At 71.6% G+C, this 17,509-nt stretch carries 11 protein-coding genes; 6 read left to right on the top strand and 5 right to left on the bottom strand.

Features of this window, described 5'->3' with window-relative positions; translation table 11 throughout:
• Positions 1-33: 33 nt before the first annotated feature.
• The 3 genes from ACQPXB_RS12225 (at position 34) to lgt (ending at position 3,498) form a co-directional block, all read left to right on the top strand.
• Entirely contained in the window at positions 34-1,164 is a 1,131-nt protein-coding gene (locus tag ACQPXB_RS12225; protein WP_432851558.1) for an amidohydrolase family protein, read from the top strand.
• On the top strand, positions 1,161-2,336 hold the full coding sequence (locus ACQPXB_RS12230) for a M20 metallopeptidase family protein (RefSeq protein WP_366583715.1): 1,176 nt from the start codon (positions 1,161-1,163) through the stop codon (positions 2,334-2,336). Before ACQPXB_RS12225 ends, ACQPXB_RS12230 begins: the two co-directional genes overlap by 4 nt.
• A gap of 145 nt (positions 2,337-2,481) precedes the next feature.
• Entirely contained in the window at positions 2,482-3,498 is a 1,017-nt protein-coding gene (gene lgt / locus ACQPXB_RS12235; protein WP_432856584.1) for a prolipoprotein diacylglyceryl transferase, read from the top strand.
• 232 nt (positions 3,499-3,730) lie between these two features.
• On the opposite strand, the gene ACQPXB_RS12240 is transcribed toward lgt, so the two are convergent.
• The 4 genes from ACQPXB_RS12240 to ACQPXB_RS12255 all read right to left on the bottom strand — a co-directional run bounded on the left by ACQPXB_RS12240 (position 3,731) and on the right by ACQPXB_RS12255 (position 7,272).
• Positions 3,731-4,543, bottom strand: a complete 813-nt coding sequence (locus ACQPXB_RS12240; RefSeq protein WP_432851560.1) for a hypothetical protein — start codon at positions 4,541-4,543, stop codon at positions 3,731-3,733.
• A gap of 14 nt (positions 4,544-4,557) precedes the next feature.
• Positions 4,558-5,964, bottom strand: coding sequence for a hypothetical protein (locus tag ACQPXB_RS12245; RefSeq protein WP_432851562.1), 1,407 nt, complete (start codon positions 5,962-5,964; stop codon positions 4,558-4,560).
• A 41-nt stretch (positions 5,965-6,005) separates the two neighbouring features.
• Entirely contained in the window at positions 6,006-6,344 is a 339-nt protein-coding gene (locus ACQPXB_RS12250; RefSeq protein ID WP_366583719.1) for a hypothetical protein, read from the bottom strand.
• Between the two features lie 142 nt (positions 6,345-6,486).
• Positions 6,487-7,272, bottom strand: coding sequence for an SDR family oxidoreductase (locus tag ACQPXB_RS12255; protein WP_432851564.1), 786 nt, complete (start codon positions 7,270-7,272; stop codon positions 6,487-6,489).
• A gap of 371 nt (positions 7,273-7,643) precedes the next feature.
• Here ACQPXB_RS12255 and gltB point away from each other — a divergent pair, with 371 nt between their 5' ends.
• The 3 genes from gltB to ACQPXB_RS12270 all read left to right on the top strand — a co-directional run bounded on the left by gltB (position 7,644) and on the right by ACQPXB_RS12270 (position 15,469).
• A complete protein-coding gene (gene gltB, locus ACQPXB_RS12260) occupies positions 7,644-12,185 on the top strand; it encodes a glutamate synthase large subunit (protein ID WP_432851566.1) in 4,542 nt (1,513 codons plus the stop codon).
• Positions 12,178-13,686 (top strand): glutamate synthase subunit beta, encoded by a 1,509-nt coding sequence (locus tag ACQPXB_RS12265; RefSeq protein ID WP_432851568.1) that lies wholly within the window; start codon positions 12,178-12,180, stop codon positions 13,684-13,686. The genes gltB and ACQPXB_RS12265 overlap by 8 nt, the downstream gene beginning before the upstream one ends.
• 391 nt (positions 13,687-14,077) lie before the next feature.
• On the top strand, positions 14,078-15,469 hold the full coding sequence (locus tag ACQPXB_RS12270) for a class II 3-deoxy-7-phosphoheptulonate synthase (RefSeq protein WP_285969235.1): 1,392 nt from the start codon (positions 14,078-14,080) through the stop codon (positions 15,467-15,469).
• A gap of 3 nt (positions 15,470-15,472) precedes the next feature.
• On the opposite strand, the gene ACQPXB_RS12275 is transcribed toward ACQPXB_RS12270, so the two are convergent.
• Complete coding sequence (locus ACQPXB_RS12275; protein ID WP_432851570.1) at positions 15,473-16,798, bottom strand: wax ester/triacylglycerol synthase family O-acyltransferase; 1,326 nt, start codon at positions 16,796-16,798, stop codon at positions 15,473-15,475.
• Positions 16,799-17,509 lie beyond the last annotated feature (711 nt).

The raw sequence follows: 17,509 nt of genomic DNA on the forward strand, positions 1-17,509 counted from the left end.
GGGCTTTCCGCTGTCCGCCCTTATGGTGGGGACATGCTGGACTTCGTCGCGGAGGCGCCGCTGGTCGACCACCACTGCCACGGCGTGGTGACGGGCACGCTGGAACGCGAGCGCTTCGAGCGGATGCTCACCGAGGCCGACAGCGTCTCGCCGCTGGGGACGTCGCTGTTCGACTCGCTTATCGGGCTCGCCGTGCGCGAGCGGTGCGCGCCGGTCCTCGACCTGCCGAAGCACGCAAAACCGGACGACTACCTCGCCCGGCGCGCCGAGCTGGGCGCCGAGGAGGTCAACCGGCGGTTCCTGCGCGGCACCGGGACTACCGACTTCCTGCTCGACGGCGGTTTCCAGCCCGACGAGCTCACCGGCACCGCCGAGTTCGCCCGCCTCGCCGGCGCCCGCGCGCACGACGTGGTGCGGCTCGAACAGGTCGCCGAGGACGTGGTGCGCGCCGGCACCACGGCGGGCCGGTTCGCCGCCGACTTCGGGGCGGAGCTGGAAAAACGGACGAAGGACGCCGTCGGGGTGAAGTCGATCGCGGCGTACCGGGTGGGGCTGGCGCTGTCGGGGGAGCGGCCCGACGCCGTCGAAGTGGTCGACGCGGCCGGGCGGTGGCTCGCGCGCGTCGGGGCCGGGCTGGGGCTGCGCCTGGCCGACGAGGTGCTGCACCGCCACCTCGTGTGGGCGGGCATCGACCTCGGGCTGCCCGTGCAGTTCCACGTGGGCTACGGCGACTCCGACGTCGACCTGCACCGCTGCGATCCCTTGCTGCTCACCGAGTTCCTGCGTGCGACGCGCGAGACCGGCGTGCCGATCCTGCTGCTGCACAACTACCCGTTCCACCGCAACGCCGCCTACCTCGCGCAGGTCTTCGAGCACGTCTTCGTGGACACCGGCCTCATCACGCACAACGCCGGCTTCCGCGCGCCCGCGATCCTGGCCGAGACGCTGGAGCTCGTGCCGTTCGGCAAGCTGCTGTTCTCCACCGACGCGTTCGGCCTCGCGGAGCTCTACCACCTCGGTACAACCCTGTTCCGCCAAGGGCTTTCCGACTTCCTGCAGCCGGCGCTCGAAGCCGACGCACTGTCCGAAGTGGACGCCCAACGGCTCGTGCACCTCGCCGGCCACGAGAACGCGACCCGGATCTACCGCCTGGAGCCCCGATGACCGACCTGGCCGCGCGCTGGCGCGCCGCCCTCGCCGACGAGCTGCCGGACGCGATCGAGCTGCGCCACCGGCTGCACGCCGACCCGCGCGCGTCCGGCGACGAGGAGGACACCGCGCGCGTGGTGGCCGCCGCGCTGGGCGCCGGCGAAGGTCTGCGCGTTGCCAAGACGGGACGGCTGGTCGAGCTGCCCGGTGAGCACGCCGGCCCCGCCGTGGCGCTGCGGGCGGAGATGGACGCGTTGCCGATCGTCGAGCGCACGGGCGCAGCCTGGGCGTCGGACTCCGGCCTGATGCACGCGTGCGGCCACGACGTGCACCTGGCCGCACTGGTCGCCGTCTGCCGGGCGGCGCAACGCGTGGACCTGCCGCGACGGCTGGTCGCGGTGTTGCAGCCGCGTGAGGAGACATCGCCTTCGGGTGCGCTGGACATCGTCGAGTCGGGGGCGCTGGAGGAGCTCGGCGTGGACACCGTGATCGGCGCCCACGTGCAGCCGCGGCTCGCGCACAACGTCGTCTCCGCCGCCCCCGGGCCGGTGAACGCGTCGACCGACGAGTTCGAGATCGTGCTCCACGGCCAGGGCGGCCACGCGGGATACCCGCACCTGGTGCGCGACCCGGTGCTGGCGCTGAGCCAGCTCGTGGTCAGCCTGCAGCAGCTCGCGAGCCGCCGGATCGACCCCGTGCACGGCGCCGTCTGCACGGTCGGGCGCATCCACGCCGGCACGGCCGCCAACGTCGTCCCCAACACCGCCACCGCGCTCGGCTCGCTGCGGCTCATGCGCGCGAGCGACCGCGACCGCGCGCTGGACGTGCTGGCCGAGATCGTGCACGCCACCGCCCGCGCCTACGGCTGCACCGCAGACCTGCAGATCAGCCCGTGCGAGCCCGTGCTGGTCAACGACCCGGCGCTCGCCGCGGGCGCCCAGACGTGGCTGCTCGACGGCGGTGCCGACGTCGACGTGGACTTCCGCTCCTTCGGCGCCGACGACTTCGCCCACTACTGCGGCACCGGCACCCGCGGGCTGATGCTGTTCGTCGGCCTCGGCGACACCGCGGGCGCGCCCAGCCTGCACGACGAGGTGTTCCTGCCCGAGGACGCCGCCGTCGGCCAGGTGGCGCGCGCACTGATGGCCGGGTACCTCGCCGCTCTGCAGCCGGGCGGCTACGAGTAGTCACCGTCGCGACCGGACCGTGACCGGTCCTTCACGAACCCTTCGGCGGCTCCCTCACCACACCGGAGCATTGACGCGCTACGGTGACCGCGTGTATTCCGCCTCGGCAGCCTTCCTGGCCACGATCCCGAGCCCCGACCGCGGTGTGTGGCACCTGGGGTTCATCCCGATCCGCGCCTACGCACTGTGCATCATCGCCGGCATCATCGTGGCGATCTGGTGGGGCGAGCGCAGGTGGGCCGCGCGCGGGGGCACCAAGGGGACCGTGATCGACATCGCCGTGTTCGCGGTGCCGTTCGGCCTCGTCGGCGGTCGCCTCTACCACGTGATCACCGACCCCGAGCTGTACTTCACGGCCGGCAAGAACCCGTGGAACGCGTTCGCCATCTGGGACGGCGGCCTCGGCATCTGGGGCGCCATCGCCCTCGGTGGCGTCGGCGCCCTGATCGCCTGCCGCCGCAAGGGCATCCCCCTCCCGGCGCTGGCCGACGCGATCGCCCCCGGCATCGTCACGGCGCAGGCCATCGGCCGCATCGGCAACTACTTCAACCAGGAGCTCTACGGCGCGCACACCGACCTGCCGTGGGGCCTGGAGATCTACCAGCGCATCGACCCGACGACCGGGCTGCCCAACGAGCTCACCGGCATCGCCACCGGCCACGTCCCGCTGCCCGACAGCCCCGTGCACCCGACCTTCCTGTACGAGCTGATCTGGAACCTGCTCGTCGCCCTCGTCGTGGTCTGGGCCGACCGCCGCTTCAAGCTCGGCCACGGCCGCGCGTTCGCCCTGTACGTGGCCGGCTACACCCTCGGCCGCTGCTGGATCGAGTTCATGCGCACCGACAACGCGAACCACATCCTGGGCCTGCGCGTCAACGTGTGGACCTCGATCCTGGTCTTCATCGGCGCGGTGGCCTACATGATCGTGGCCAAGAAACGCGGTCCTCGCGAGCTGCCCGAGACCCTGCGAAGCCGGGGCGATGAACGGGATGCGGTGGCGGAATCGCCGGAATCGGACTCGTCTTCCTCGGACTCGGCCCCTGCTTCGCCGAAGGCCGAGGCCGACTCGCCTGACGACGGCCCGACAGTGGAAGCCCGCGACGAGATCACTGTCGACGCCGGTTCGTCCGGCTCGGACTCGGACAAACCCGAGAAGTCCTGACCCGGTTTTTCACGCACGAGGTCCCCGGCTCGCGGTTCGAGCCGGGGACCTCGTGCGTTGGTGGTCTGGGCACTCGTAGCCGGCCGCGCGCCGCGGTCGCCTGGGGCGGCATCGAGCGTTGCGGGCTCGGTGCGGTGGATGGTCCGAGACCGTTCGCGCCTGCGCTTGGGTTCCCGGCGCTCGCGGGTGGTGGTGGCGGTGAGCACCGGCACCACCACCCGTCAGCCGGGCGTCAGCCGAGCGGGGAGCCGCCGAAGTAGTCGTCGTCGCCGTCGGAGCGGTCTTCGCCGCGGGGGCGGCGCGGGGAGGGCGGGTCCTGGCGCTTCGGGGTGCCGCGGTCGGCGAGGGGGCTGGTGAACTCGTCGTCGTCCGGGGTGGTGAAGCGCAGGCGCGGGTCCTCGTGCCGGGGTGCGGCGTGCCGGCCGTGGTCTGGTTCCGGCGAAGGCGGTGCGGGCGATGCCGGCGGCTTGCGATCGGCCAGCGGGTTCGCGAAGTCGTCGTCGGGCGGGGGAGCGCTGTGGCGGCCCGGCGGCGGCGCCGGGTGAGCCGGTGAGGCGCTGCTCGCCAGCGGATCGTCCGTCGAGAAGCCCTTCGGTTCCTCCGCGGCGGCCGGGTACGTGGAGCGGTTCGAGTCGGCGAGGAAGTCGCGCGAGCCCGTGCGGGCTTCGAGCACCTCCTCGGGCGACAGGCCCTCCTGCATCTCCTCGTACATGTCCTTGGCGTCGCCGAGCTTGGCATCGGCCAGCGCGCGCACCTCGGGGTCGGCGAAGGCCTTGCCGGAGGCAACGTCCTTCCACGTCAGCTCGCCGGCGTCGACCTTGCGCTTGACCAGGCGCAGGGCGGCCGGGGCGTCGGGCTTCGAGGCGGCGGTCTTGAGCGCCTCGACGCGTTCGGGCGTGTCGGTCTTGGGCAACGGCTTGAGGCGGATCTTCTCGAGGTCCTTCAGCAGCTGCCGCGACTTGCTCACGGTGCTGTCGAGCGCCGATTCCGCCTGGCGGATCTCCGGCGTCTTCCACGCGTCCTGCGCGGGGGTGGGCCGTGACATGACGGCGGGTCCTCTCAGTCGTCGATGCGGCCGCTGATCCGGCCGCTGCCGGAGTGGGCCGGGGTGCGGGTCTTGCGGCGGCTGTCCCAGTGGTCCTTGTTGTCCTCGTGGTTGCCGCGGGACTCCTCGACGCCGTCCTTCACGGAGTCCTTGATGTCGCCCACGTCGCCGGCGATGTCCTTGGCGTTGTCCTTGATGTCGCCGACGTCGCCCGCGATGCCCTTGCCGATGTCGACCACGTCGGAGATGCTGCCGACGTCCTTGATCTTCGCCAGCTGCGACCCGATGTCCTTCACCGAGTTCCACAGGTCGCCGACCTTCTGCACGATGTCCTTGATCATGTCGATGATCGAGATCAGCGCGTTGATGAGCGGCAGGATCTCCGACAGCCCGGTGATCGCGTCGGCGATCCACCCCGCGATCGGCACGCACGCCTCGGCCGCCATCACCAGCAGCCGGTCGATCAGGCTCTTCAACAGGTCGAGCGCCTTGGCCGCCAGCTTCTGCGACGTGTCCGACAGCAGCTCGAACCCCTTGGCGATCAGCTCCGCGATCCCGGCCTCCGCGGCCAGCCCCGCGCGCCACCCGAGGTCCACGTACGCCTTGTGCGCCAGCGATGCCGGGCCCGACCAGCTCTCGCCGAGGATCTTCTCGTTGCCCACCATCACGGTCGAGAACGCCTTCATCGCCTCGGCGATGTTGCGCCACGCCTCGGCGTCGGCGGAGATCTTCGAGAAGTCACCGGTGATCGGCTCGATGAACATCTGGGTGAGCGTCTGGCCCGTCAGCTGCTGGAAGATCCACTCGACGGCCATGACCTCGACGCCGGCCTCTTTGACGAGGTCCTGGATGTCCTCGCCGGACGTGTCCTCGGGCGGCTGCAGCTGTTCGCTGATCGAGCTGCCCTCGTCGAACCCGCTCGGCGACGTCGTCGGCGCGGCGCCGGGATCTCCTCCGGACGACGACGGGGAATCACCACCGTCATCGGAGTCGTCGTCATCGTCCGAGTCGTCGTCCGAGTCGTCGTCGTCCGAGTCGTCGTCTTCGGGCTCGTCGGAGTCGTCCTCGTCGTCCTTCTTCTTTTTCTCGTCCTTGTCCTCGTCGCCCTTGTTCTTGCCGTCCTCGTCCTCGCCCTGCCCCGGCCGCTTGCGCTCGTCGCCCTCGTCCTGGCCGGGTCGGTTCGGGTTGCGCGGGTCCTCCGGCTGGTGCCCCTGCGGCGGCACGCCAGGCGCCGGCGTGCCGGGGGTGTGCTGCTGCGGCGGCGAACCCGGCCGGTTCGGCGGTGCGGTCGGGTGCTGCGGCGGCGTGTTCGGGTGCGGCGGTGGCGGTGTGTTCGCGTGCCCTTGCCGGGGCGGGGCAGGGTGCGTCGGCGTGTGGTGCGTCGTTCCGCCGGACCCGCCCGGGTGGCTGTGCCTGGCCATGTCGTTCCCCCTCGGTGGTGGTCGGAGTCAGTGGTGGGTGGTCACTTCGCGGCGGGCGCGCCGACCTCGTCGATCGCGATGCCGAACTCCTTGAGGACCGCCGCGACCTGGCCGTCGTGGTGGTCGTAGGAGTCGGCGGCGGAGCGGACGCCCTGGCTCAGCGAGGTGAGGCGGTTGTCGCCGAAGTCGAGGGTGCTGCCGTAGAGGTTGCCGACCAGGTCGACCACGGGCTGCAGCAACGCGAACAAGCCGGTGAAGCCCGACTTGTCGCACGCGGTCGTGCGCATGTAGTCCCTGATCTTGCCGACCTGGGCGTGCAGCCCGTCGACGACGTCCGCGTACTCGCGCATGACGTCGGTGTGTACGTCGAAGTCCGACACCGATTCCCTCCCCGTGATCGTCGGTCGACGAACACTATGGCAGGAAGTGATCACCCAGCGTGGGGTGTTTCGGGAAATCCACCGGTTCGGAAACAGCAACCCGTCAAAACGGGCAAATCAGTCACGCATCCACAAAGGACGGTCAGAGGTCCGGCAGGCCGAGTTCGAGGTTCGGCGCCTGGAGCCCACCGTCCACTTCGAGCACCTTGCCCGTCACGTACGCGCCGGCCGGCGAAGCCAGGTACAGCACCGCCGAAGCCACGTCGTCGGCGGAACCGATGCGCTGCAACGGGGTTGCGCTCTCCATCTTCACCCGGATCTCTTCGTTGCCCGCCACCAGTTCCAGTGCCGACGTGAGCACCGAGCCCACGCTGATCGCGTTCACGCGCACCTTCGGCGCGAGGTCCACGGCGGCCAGCCGCGTGTAGTGCGCCAGCGCGGCCTTCGCCGTGCCGTAGGCGAGAAAACCGCGGCCCTGCACGCGGCCCATGATCGACGAGATGTTGACGACCGCGCCGCCGCTTTCGAGCAGCGCCGGGGTTGCGGCAACGGTCAGCGCGTGGGCCGTCCCGACGTTGAACCGGAATGCTTCCTCGAGGAAGTCCGTCGTCGACTCGACGAACGGCCGCGGGTACGTGCCACCGACGTTGTTGACGACGATGTCAAGCCGCCCGAACGCCTCCATGGCCTCGGCGGCCAGCGCGCCGGCCGCGGCCGGGTCCGACAGGTCGGCCGCCACCACGTGCGCGCGGCGCCCGTCCGCGGCCACGCGGGCGGCCACCTCGTTCAGCTGGGACTCGGTGCGGGAGGCGATGACCACGTCGGCACCCGCCTCGGCGAGCGCCACGGCGGTGGCCGCGCCGATGCCGCGACCGGCGCCGGTGACCACCGCGACGCGGTCCGTGACACGGAACCGATCGAGGATCATGCGGCGGACGCTAACACGGTTGCGCGGCGAGCGGGATCGGTCACACGGGCGATCACTCAGCGCGCACAGATCCCAGGAAAACGGCCGGAAACGGCTGTGTCAGGCCGGATGCGTAAAAGTCCGGTTACACTTGACGGAACAGCCCAGATCCGATAGTTAGCTAAGCGAACGACCTGGGTGCCATCAGGAACTACGTCGTTCCGCGCAGCCAGATCGTTACCGTTCACCGTCGTCCGGGGCGCTCTGAGGTGCTGCTCCGGTGTTTCCCAGGTGTTAAAGTCGCGCTAACAAGCGGGCCATCGTCGTCCCGTGCGCTCCCCACGGCCGGTCCGCCGGCCTCGCACGAAGACGACGAAGGAGGTCCCTTTTCCATGATCTTCTCCGCCATTCCTGGCAAGCAGGGTCTCTACGACCCGGCGAACGAGCTGGACTCCTGCGGTGTGGCCATGGTGGCCGACATCCAGGGGCGCCGCTCCCACGGCATCGTCGCCGACGGGCTGACCGCGCTGGCGAACCTCGAACACCGCGGCGCCGCGGGCGCCGAACCCACGAGTGGTGACGGCGCGGGCATCCTCCTGCAGCTGCCCGACGAGCTGCTGCGCGCAGAAGCCGGCTTCGCCCTGCCTCAGGCAGGCGCCTACGCCGCCGGCATCGCGTTCCTGCCCGGCGAGGCCGAGCAGCGCCGCAAGGCCGTCGAGCTGGCCGAGCGCATCGCCGCCGAAGAGGGCCTCGAGGTCCTCGGCTGGCGCGAGGTCCCCGTCGACGCGGACCGGGCCGGAATCGGTCCCACCGCGCGTTCGGTGATGCCGCACTTCGCCATGCTGTTCGTCTCGTCGCCGGGCGGGGAAGCCGGGCTGGAGCTCGAACGGCTGGTCTTCTGCCTGCGCAAGCGCGTGGAGCACGAGAGCGCGGCCTCGGGCTGCGGCACGTACTTCCCGTCGCTGTCGGCGCGCACGATCGTCTACAAAGGCATGCTCACCACCGCGCAGCTGCCCGCGTTTTTCAGCGACCTCACCGACGAGCGGCTCGAGAGCGCGATCGCCCTGGTGCACTCGCGGTTCTCCACCAACACGTTCCCGTCGTGGCCGCTCGCGCACCCGTTCCGGTTCGTGGCGCACAACGGCGAGATCAACACCGTGCGCGGCAACCGCAACCGCATGCGCGCCCGCGAGGCGCTGCTGGAGTCCGACCTGATCCCGGGCGACCTCACGCGGCTGTTCCCGATCTGCTCGCCCGACGCGTCGGACTCGGCGTCGTTCGACGAGGTGCTGGAGCTGCTGCACCTCGGCGGCCGGTCGCTGCCGCACGCGGTGCTGATGATGATCCCCGAAGCGTGGGAGAACCACGCGACGATGGACCCGGCGCGGCGCGCGTTCTACCAGTTCCACGCGAGCCTCATCGAGCCGTGGGACGGCCCGGCCTGCGTCACGTTCACCGACGGCACGCTCGTCGGCGCGGTCCTGGACCGCAACGGCCTGCGCCCGGCGCGCTGGTGGCAGACGGTCGACGGCCGCGTGGTCCTCGCCAGCGAAGCCGGCGTGCTCGACGTGGCCCCCGGAGACGTCGTGGCGAAGGGCCGCCTCAAGCCGGGCCGGATGTTCCTCGTGGACACCGAGGCCGGCCGCATCGTCTCCGACGACGAGGTGAAGTCGGCGCTGGCCGCGGAACAGCCGTACGAGGGCTGGCTGCACGCCGGGCTGCTGAAGCTCGCCGAGCTGCCCGACCGCGACCACGTGGTGCAGAGCCACGACTCCGTGCTGCGCCGCCAGCTCGCTTTCGGCTACACCGAGGAAGAGCTCAAGATCCTGCTCGCGCCGATGGCCGCCAAGGGCGCCGAGCCGCTCGGTTCGATGGGCACCGACACCCCGGTCGCCGTGCTGTCGAAGCGTTCGCGGCTGCTGTACGAGTACTTCAAGCAGAACTTCGCGCAGGTCACCAACCCGCCGCTCGACGCGATCCGCGAAGAGCTGGTCACTTCGATGTCACGCATCATGGGTCCGGAGCGCAACTTGCTCGCGCCCGGCCCCGCGTCGTGCCGGCACCTGAACCTGCCTTACCCGGTGATCGACAACGACGAGCTCGCCAAGCTCATCCACGTCAACGACGACGGCGACCTGCCGGGCTTCGCGTGCAGTGTCCTTTCCGGACTGTACGAAGTGGACGGCGGCGCCGAGGCGCTGGCCGCCGCGATCGAGCGAGTACGCCGGGAAGCGTCGGAAGCGATCGCCGCCGGGGCGCGCACGCTCGTGCTGTCCGACCGCGACTCCGACCACCGCATGGCGCCGATCCCGTCGCTGCTGCTGGTCTCCGCGGTGCACCACCACCTGGTGCGCACCAAGGAGCGTCTGCGCGTCGCGCTCGTCGTGGAGACGGGCGACGCGCGCGAGGTGCACCACATCGCCGTGCTGCTGGGCTACGGCGCCGCCGCGGTGAACCCGTACCTCGCGTTCGAGACGATCGAGGACATGATCGCCCAGGGCGCGGTCACGGGCATCGAGCCGGGCAAGGCGATCCGCAACTACGTGCAGGCGCTCGTGAAGGGCGTCCTGAAGATCATGTCGAAGATGGGCATCTCCACCGTCGGCGCGTACACGGCGGCGCAGGTGTTCGAGTCGCTCGGCCTGAGCCAGGACCTGCTCGACGAGTACTTCACGGGCACGTCCTCGAAGCTCGGCGGCGTGGGGCTCGACGTGCTGGCCGAGGAGGTCGCGGTGCGCCACCGCCGCGCCTACCCGGACAACCCGACCGATCGTGTCCACCGTGGACTCGACACCGGCGGCGAGTACGCCTACCGCCGCGAGGGCGAGCTGCACCTGTTCACGCCGGAGACGGTGTTCCTGCTGCAGCACGCGTCGAAGACCGGCCGCGAAGAGGTGTACCGCTCCTACACCGAAGAGGTGCACCGCCTCTACCGCGAGGGCGGCGCGCTGCGCGGGCTGTTCAAGTTCCGCGACAGCGTGCGCGAGCCCGTGCCGCTCGACGAGGTGGAGCCCGCGTCGGCGATCCTCAAGCGCTTCAACACCGGCGCCATGTCCTACGGCTCGATCTCGGCCGAGGCCCACGAGACGCTCGCCATCGCGATGAACCGCATCGGCGGCCGCTCCAACACCGGTGAGGGCGGCGAAGACCCGGAGCGCCTGTACGACTCCGAGCGCCGCAGCGCGATCAAGCAGGTCGCTTCGGGCCGCTTCGGCGTGACGAGCGAGTACCTGGTCAACGCCACCGACATCCAGATCAAGATGGCGCAGGGCGCGAAGCCCGGCGAAGGCGGCCAGCTGCCGCCGAACAAGGTGTACCCGTGGATCGCGCGCACGCGGCACTCGACGCCGGGCGTCGGGCTGATCTCGCCGCCGCCGCACCACGACATCTACTCCATCGAGGACCTGGCGCAGCTGATCCACGACCTCAAGAACGCCAACGAGCAGGCCCGGGTCCACGTGAAGCTGGTCTCCTCGCTCGGGGTCGGCACGGTCGCGGCCGGTGTGTCCAAGGCCCACGCCGACGTGGTGCTCATCTCCGGGCACGACGGCGGCACCGGCGCCTCGCCGATGAACTCGCTCAAGCACGCCGGCACGCCGTGGGAGATCGGCCTCGCCGAGACCCAGCAGACGTTGCTGCTCAACGGGTTGCGCGACCGCATCACCGTGCAGGTCGACGGCGCCATGAAGACCGGGCGCGACGTGGTGATCGCGGCGCTGCTCGGCGCCGAGGAGTACGGCTTCGCGACGGCCCCCCTCGTCGTCGCGGGCTGCGTGATGATGCGCGTGTGCCACCTCGACACCTGCCCGGTCGGCGTCGCGACGCAGAGCCCCGAGCTGCGCAAGCGGTACACCGGCCAGGTCGAGCACGTCGTGAAGTTCTTCGAGTTCGTGGCCGAGGAGGTGCGGGAAACGCTGGCGCAGCTGGGTTTCCGCACGCTCGACGAGGCCATCGGGCACGCCGAGGTGCTCGACACCGCCGAGGCCGAGGCGCACTGGAAGTCGGCCGGGCTCGACCTCAAGCCGATCTTCGAGGTGCCGGCCGAGACCCCGTACGGCGGGGCGAAGCGGCGCGTGCGGGCGCAGGACCACGGCCTGGAGCACGCCCTGGACCGCACGCTCATCCAGCTCGCCGAGGCGGCGCTGGAGGACGCGCACCCGGTGCGCCTGGAGCTGCCGGTGCGCAACGTGAACCGCACCGTCGGCACGTTGCTGGGCTCGGAGATCACCCGCCGCTACGGCGGTGAGGGCCTGCCCGAGGACACGATCCACGTGCTGCTCACCGGTTCGGCCGGGCAGTCGCTGGGCGCGTTCCTCCCGCGCGGCATCACGCTCGACATGGTGGGCGACGCCAACGACTACGTCGGCAAGGGCCTCTCCGGTGGCCGCATCATCGTGCGGCCCGACCCCGAAGCCGTGTTCTCCGCCGAGCGCCAGACGATCGCGGGCAACACGCTCGCGTACGGCGCCACGGCCGGCGAGATGTTCCTGCGGGGCCAGGTGGGCGAACGCTTCTGCGTGCGCAACTCCGGCGCCACGGTCGTCGCCGAGGGCGTCGGCGACCACGCCTTCGAGTACATGACCGGCGGCCGCGCCGTGGTGCTCGGCCCGACGGGCCGCAACCTCGCGGCCGGCATGTCCGGCGGCACCGCGTACGTGCTCGACCTCGATCGCGCCAAGGTCAACGGTGACATGGTGGATCTGTCCGTGCCGGGTTCCGAGGACCTGGTGTGGCTCAAGCAGATCGTCCAGCAGCACCACGACCTGACCCGCTCGGCGGTGGCCGCGTCGCTCCTCGGCGACTGGACGCGGCGTTCGGTGGCCTTCACCAAGGTGATGCCGCGCGACTACCAGCGGGTCCTCGACGCGGCGACGGCGGCTCGTGCCGCCGGCCGCGACGTCGACGAAGCGATCATGGAGGCCGCTCGTGGCTGACCCGACCGGTTTTCTCAAGTATCGGCGCGAAGAGCCGAAGAAGAAGTCCAAAGAGGACCGTCTCGCCTCCTGGGGCGAGGTTTACGCGGACGTCGAACCCGGTGAGCGCAACGAAACCGTGCGCACGCAGGCCTCGCGCTGCATGGACTGCGGCATCCCGTTCTGCCACTCCGGCGCCTCGGGCTGCCCGCTCGGCAACCTGATCCCCGAGTGGAACGACCTCGTCCGCCGCGGCGACTGGGCCGCGGCGAGCGACCGCCTGCACGCCACCAACAACTTCCCCGAGTTCACCGGGAAGCTGTGCCCGGCGCCGTGCGAGGCCGGCTGCGTGCTGTCGATCTCGCCGCTCTCGGGCGGGCCGGTGGCCATCAAGCGGGTGGAGGCGACGATCGCCGACCAGTCGTGGGAAGCCGGGTACGTGCAGCCGCAGGTGTCCGAGGTGTCCTCGGGCCGCCGCGTCGCCGTGGTCGGGTCCGGGCCGGCCGGGCTCGCCGCCGCCCAGCAGCTCACGCGCGCGGGCCACGAGGTCACGGTGTTCGAACGCGACGACCGCCTCGGCGGCCTGCTGCGCTACGGCATCCCCGAGTTCAAGATGGAGAAGAAGGTCCTCGACCGGCGCCTCGCGCAGCTGCGCAAGGAAGGCACGCGGTTCGTCACCGGCTGCGAGGTCGGCGTGGACCTCACGGTGGAGGACCTGCGCGAGCAGTACGACGCCGTGGTGCTCGCCGTCGGCGCGCTGCGCGGTCGCGACGACCGGACCACGCCGGGCCGCGAGCTGCGCGGCATCCACCTGGCCATGGAGCACCTCGTGCCCGCCAACCGGTTCGTGGAGGGCGACGGCCCGTCGCCGATCGACGCGGCCGGCAAGCACGTGGTCGTGATCGGCGGCGGCGACACCGGCGCCGACTCCTACGGCACCGCCACCCGCCAGGGCGCGCTGTCGGTGACGCAGCTGGACCAGTACCCCGTGCCGCCGACGAGCCGCGACGACGGCCGCTCACCGTGGCCCACGTGGCCCTACATCCTGCGCACCTACCCGGCGCACGAGGAGGCCGGCGAGCGCAAGTTCGCCGTGGCCGTGAAGCGGTTCGTCGACGACGGTGCCGGCAACGTCAAGGCCCTCGAGCTGCAGCAGGTCCGCGTGGTGAAGGACCCGGAGACGGGCCGGCGCGAGGTCGTACCGACGAGCGACGAGGTCGAGGTGCTGCCCGCCGACCTGGTGCTGCTGGCGATCGGCTTCGAAGGCGTGGAGCACATGCCGCTGCTCGACGGGCTCGGCCTTTCCCTGACGCGGCGCGGCACTTTGTCGTGCGGCGCCGACTGGCAGACCGAGACGCCGGGCGTGTTCGTCTGCGGCGACGTCCACCGCGGCGCGTCGCTGGTGGTGTGGGCCATCGCCGAGGGCCGGTCCGTGGCCAACGCCGTGGACGCGTTCCTCATGGGCGACTCGGACCTGCCGGCTCCGGTGCACCCGACGGCGTTGCCGCTCGCGGTGGTCTGATCCGTCCCCCGTACGCAGGCCCCCAGCGCAATGGCGCGCTGGGGGCCTGTTTTTCACCCCGCAGGCCTCGCCACGACGGCGACGACGTGTACATCGCCAACCACGGCACGTCGCCGAGCGCGGGCAAGCCGTCCGGCTCGATCGAAAAGCTGACGCTGCGCACCTGACGTTTCGCGGTCCACCGGGCTCCGGCGTGCGGACGCGCCGGAGCCCGTTCTTCGTGCCGGGCCCGCTGCCGGATCGTCGCCGCAGCCGTGAGCCTCCACCACCGGTCCGCGGTCCCCCCGGCGCTCGATGCGGACGAGCCAGGACGATCACCAGGACGACCCGGACGTGTGACCCGCACCGCCCTCCGGGAGCCGCGCGGGCGGCGAACCCTATCCTGGGAGCCGTGAACTGGACAGTGGACGTTCCCGTCGACACGCTTCCCGAGCTCCCGCCGCTTCCGCCTCAGCTGCGCGAACGCCTCGACGCGGCGCTGGCGCTGCCCGCCGCCCAGCAGCCCGAGTGGCCGGACGTCGAGCTGGCCAAGCGGGTCCGCGGCGTGCTGGAGAGCGTGCCGCCGATCACCGTGCCCGCCGAGATCGACCGGCTGCAGAGCCGGCTCGCGATGGTGGCGCGCGGCGAGGCCTTCCTGCTGCAGGGCGGCGACTGCGCAGAGACGTTCGAGTCCAACACCGAGCCCCACATCCGTGCCAACCTGCGCACGCTGCTGCAGATGGCCGTGGTCCTCACCTACGGCGCCAGCCTGCCCGTGGTGAAGATGGGCCGCATCGCCGGCCAGTACGCCAAGCCCCGCTCGGCGGCCACCGACGCGCTGGGCCTGCCCGTGTACCGCGGCGACATCATCAACTCGCTGGTGCCCAAGCCCGAGCTGCGCGTGCCCGACCCCGGCCGCATGATCCGCGCCTACGCCAACGCGGGTGCCGCCATGAACCTGGTCCGTGCCCTCACCGGCGCCGGCATGGCCGACCTGCACCAGGTGCACGACTGGAACAAGGACTTCGTGTCGGCCTCCCCGGCCGCGCAGCGCTTCGAGGCGCTCGCCAACGAGATCGATCGCGGCCTGCGGTTCATGAACGCCTGCGGCGTCACCGACACGTCGCTGCAGTCCACCGAGATCTTCGCCAGCCACGAGGCCCTGCTGCTCGACTACGAGCGCGCCCTGCTGCGCCTGGACAACGCCGACGCGGCCAACCCCAAGCTGTACAACCTGTCCTCGCACTTCCTGTGGATCGGCGAGCGCACCCGCCAGCTCGACGGCGCGCACATCGCGTTCGCGGAGCTGCTGTCCAACCCGATCGGCCTCAAGATCGGCCCGACGACCACGCCCGAGCAGGCGCTGGAGTACGTCGAGCGCCTCGACCCGCGCCACGAAGAGGGCCGGCTCACGCTCATCTCGCGCATGGGCAACGGCAAGGTCCGCGAGGTGCTGCCCGCGATCGTCGAGAAGGTCGAGGCCTCGGGCCACAAGGTCATCTGGCAGTGCGACCCGATGCACGGCAACACGCACGAGTCGTCCACCGGCTACAAGACCCGCCACTTCGACCGCATCGTCGACGAGGTGCAGGGCTTCTTCGAGGTGCACCACAAGCTCGGCACCTACCCGGGCGGTATCCACGTGGAGCTCACGGGCGAAGACGTCACCGAATGCCTCGGCGGCGCCCAGGAGATCTCCGACGTCGACCTCTCCGGCCGCTACGAAACCGCCTGCGACCCGCGCCTGAACACCCAGCAGTCGCTCGAGCTGGCGTTCCTCGTGGCGGAGATGCTGCGGGGCTGACGCCTAAACGGTGTTCAGCAGCGCCGCGGTCGACTTGAGGACCGAGTCGCGCAGGCCGCCGAGGTCGGGGACGGCCTCGGCGTTCGCCTGGAGTCCGATGTGGACGCCGTCGCGGTAGGTCGCGACGGCGATGCCCACGGCGTGGCGCGGGGCCAGCGGCACGAACGGGTACACGTGCGCCAGCGGCGCGCCCGCGAGGGTGAGGCGGGCGGCCGGCAGCGGCACGGTGGTCACGACCAGGTCGAACAGCAGCGGCGCGGCCAGCCCGGCCGTTTTCGTGCCGAGGCGGTGCAGCACCGGGGGCACGCGGTCGGCCAGCAGCGGGAACGCGCCGGCGCCGCGGGCCGGGCCGGCGGCCTTGTTGCGCGTCATCGCGCGGCGCACCACGTGCAGGCGCTCCACGGGGTCGTCCTCGCCGATCGGCAGGTCGCACAGGTAGCCGGACAGCTTGTTGCCGCCGACCTGGGCGTTCGCGCGGCCGCGCACGCTCACGGGAATCAGCGCTCGCAGGGTGCGGCCGTCGGCGCGTTTGCCGCGGTTGACCAGCCATTCGCGCAGCGCGCCGGCCAGCACGGCGAGCACGACGTCGTTGCTCGTGCCGCCGTGCGCGCGGCGGATGCGGCGGAGGTCGGCGGTGGGCAGCCGCACGAACCCGAGCCGGCGTTCGGCCGACGCGGGCGCCGACACCGGCGACAGCGGCGGCCGCGCCGCGCGGACGAGCGACGTCGCGATCCCGGCCGTCTCCCCGGCGTGGGCGAGGCTGTCCTTCACACTGTTTCTGACGCTGTTCAGTGCCGAACGCGGCCGCGGGATCGGCGCCGGCCCGGACGCGCGGGCGAGGGTGCGGTCCGCGACGGCCAGGCCGTCGAGCAGGCCGACGGTCACCGCGTACGCGCCTTCGCCGTCAGTGAGCGCGTGGTGCAGTTTGAGCAGCACCGCGAAACCACCCTGGGGCAGCCCGGTCACCACGGTCAGATCCCACAACGGGCGGCCCGTGTCGAGCGGCTCGGCGATCCACCGCGCGGCGAAGTCCGCGAGCGGGTCGGGGTCGTACAGCGTGCTCAGCTGGTGGTGGTGGATGTGGTGCGCCGCAACGAAATCCGGGTCGTCCGACCACGTCGCGGCACCGGGCGGAAACAGCTCGGTCCGCATTTTTCGGCGCAGCTGCGGCATTTTCTCCGCGCGCTCGGCCAGCAGCGCCGCGAGCTCCGCGCCATCGGCTCGCCCGCGAGAGGTGAACACCAGTACCGCACCCATGTGCATCGGCGCGGTTTCGCTTTCCAGGCAAAGGAACGCGACGTCGAGCGGGCTGAGCGGGGTGCGAACCATCGCGACCGTCCTTCTGCGGCAGGCAGGGGTGGAATGCGCCCCACGACACCACCTTGACATGACGGGAGGGTGGTCACCGTGTTTCGCGGGCGCTAACGACCCGCGGTTTCACTCACCCGGGTCACGCCACCGCCACGCCCGGCCACCCCGCCCCGGCTTCGGCGGCGCGTCCTTCGCCGACCTCGACGGCTGCGGCAACCGCCGCGAGGGCTGGGGGAGCGGCGCCGGTGGGCGCGGCGGTTCTGCGGCCTGCGGCTCCGGACCCGCGGCTGCGGGCGCAGGCAGTGCAACCGTGGGGCTGTCGCCCGCGTCGCCCGTGCGCTCGGGCCGCGGTGCCGGTTCGGCTGCTCCGGGCACAGGCAGCGCGACGGTCGGGCTGTCGGTGGTGTCCGGGGGCGACCCTGCGGGCTCGGCCGGCGGCTCCGGTGGCACGGGCCCGGCCAGCAGGTCCGCGAGACCGGCCGGCGGTTCTGGGAGGGGCGCGTTGCCGGACCGGCTGGTGGGGGTGCGCCGGGGAAGGGGCGTGGCAGTGCCGGGTGGGCGCGGCACCGGCCGCTCGGGGCCGAGTGCGACGTTGCGGCGGGGGAGCAGCGAGCCCCCGTCGGCCAAGCGCGGGAGCAGCACGGAGGGGGACCGTTCCGGCCGAAGCTCACCGGGTGCGGTCACCGGCTCAGCGGCGCCGCTGTCCTCAATCTCGTGGCCGGCCTCGGA

The organism is Amycolatopsis sp. CA-161197, from assembly GCF_050942255.1.
GTDB lineage: Bacteria > Actinomycetota > Actinomycetes > Mycobacteriales > Pseudonocardiaceae > Amycolatopsis.

Bases quoted from the DNA above. Each gene is read 5' to 3' on its own strand.
- ACQPXB_RS12245 (WP_432851562.1), bottom strand. From the start codon at position 5,964: ATGGCCAGGCACAGCCACCCGGGCGGGTCCGGCGGAACGACGCACCAC.
- ACQPXB_RS12255 (WP_432851564.1), bottom strand. From the start codon at position 7,272: ATGATCCTCGATCGGTTCCGTGTCACGGACCGCGTCGCGGTGGTCACC.
- ACQPXB_RS12225 (WP_432851558.1), top strand. From the start codon at position 34: ATGCTGGACTTCGTCGCGGAGGCGCCGCTGGTCGACCACCACTGCCAC.
- gltB (WP_432851566.1), top strand. From the start codon at position 7,644: ATGATCTTCTCCGCCATTCCTGGCAAGCAGGGTCTCTACGACCCGGCG.
- ACQPXB_RS12275 (WP_432851570.1), bottom strand. From the start codon at position 16,798: ATGGTTCGCACCCCGCTCAGCCCGCTCGACGTCGCGTTCCTTTGCCTG.
- ACQPXB_RS12230 (WP_366583715.1), top strand. From the start codon at position 1,161: ATGACCGACCTGGCCGCGCGCTGGCGCGCCGCCCTCGCCGACGAGCTG.
- ACQPXB_RS12240 (WP_432851560.1), bottom strand. From the start codon at position 4,543: ATGTCACGGCCCACCCCCGCGCAGGACGCGTGGAAGACGCCGGAGATC.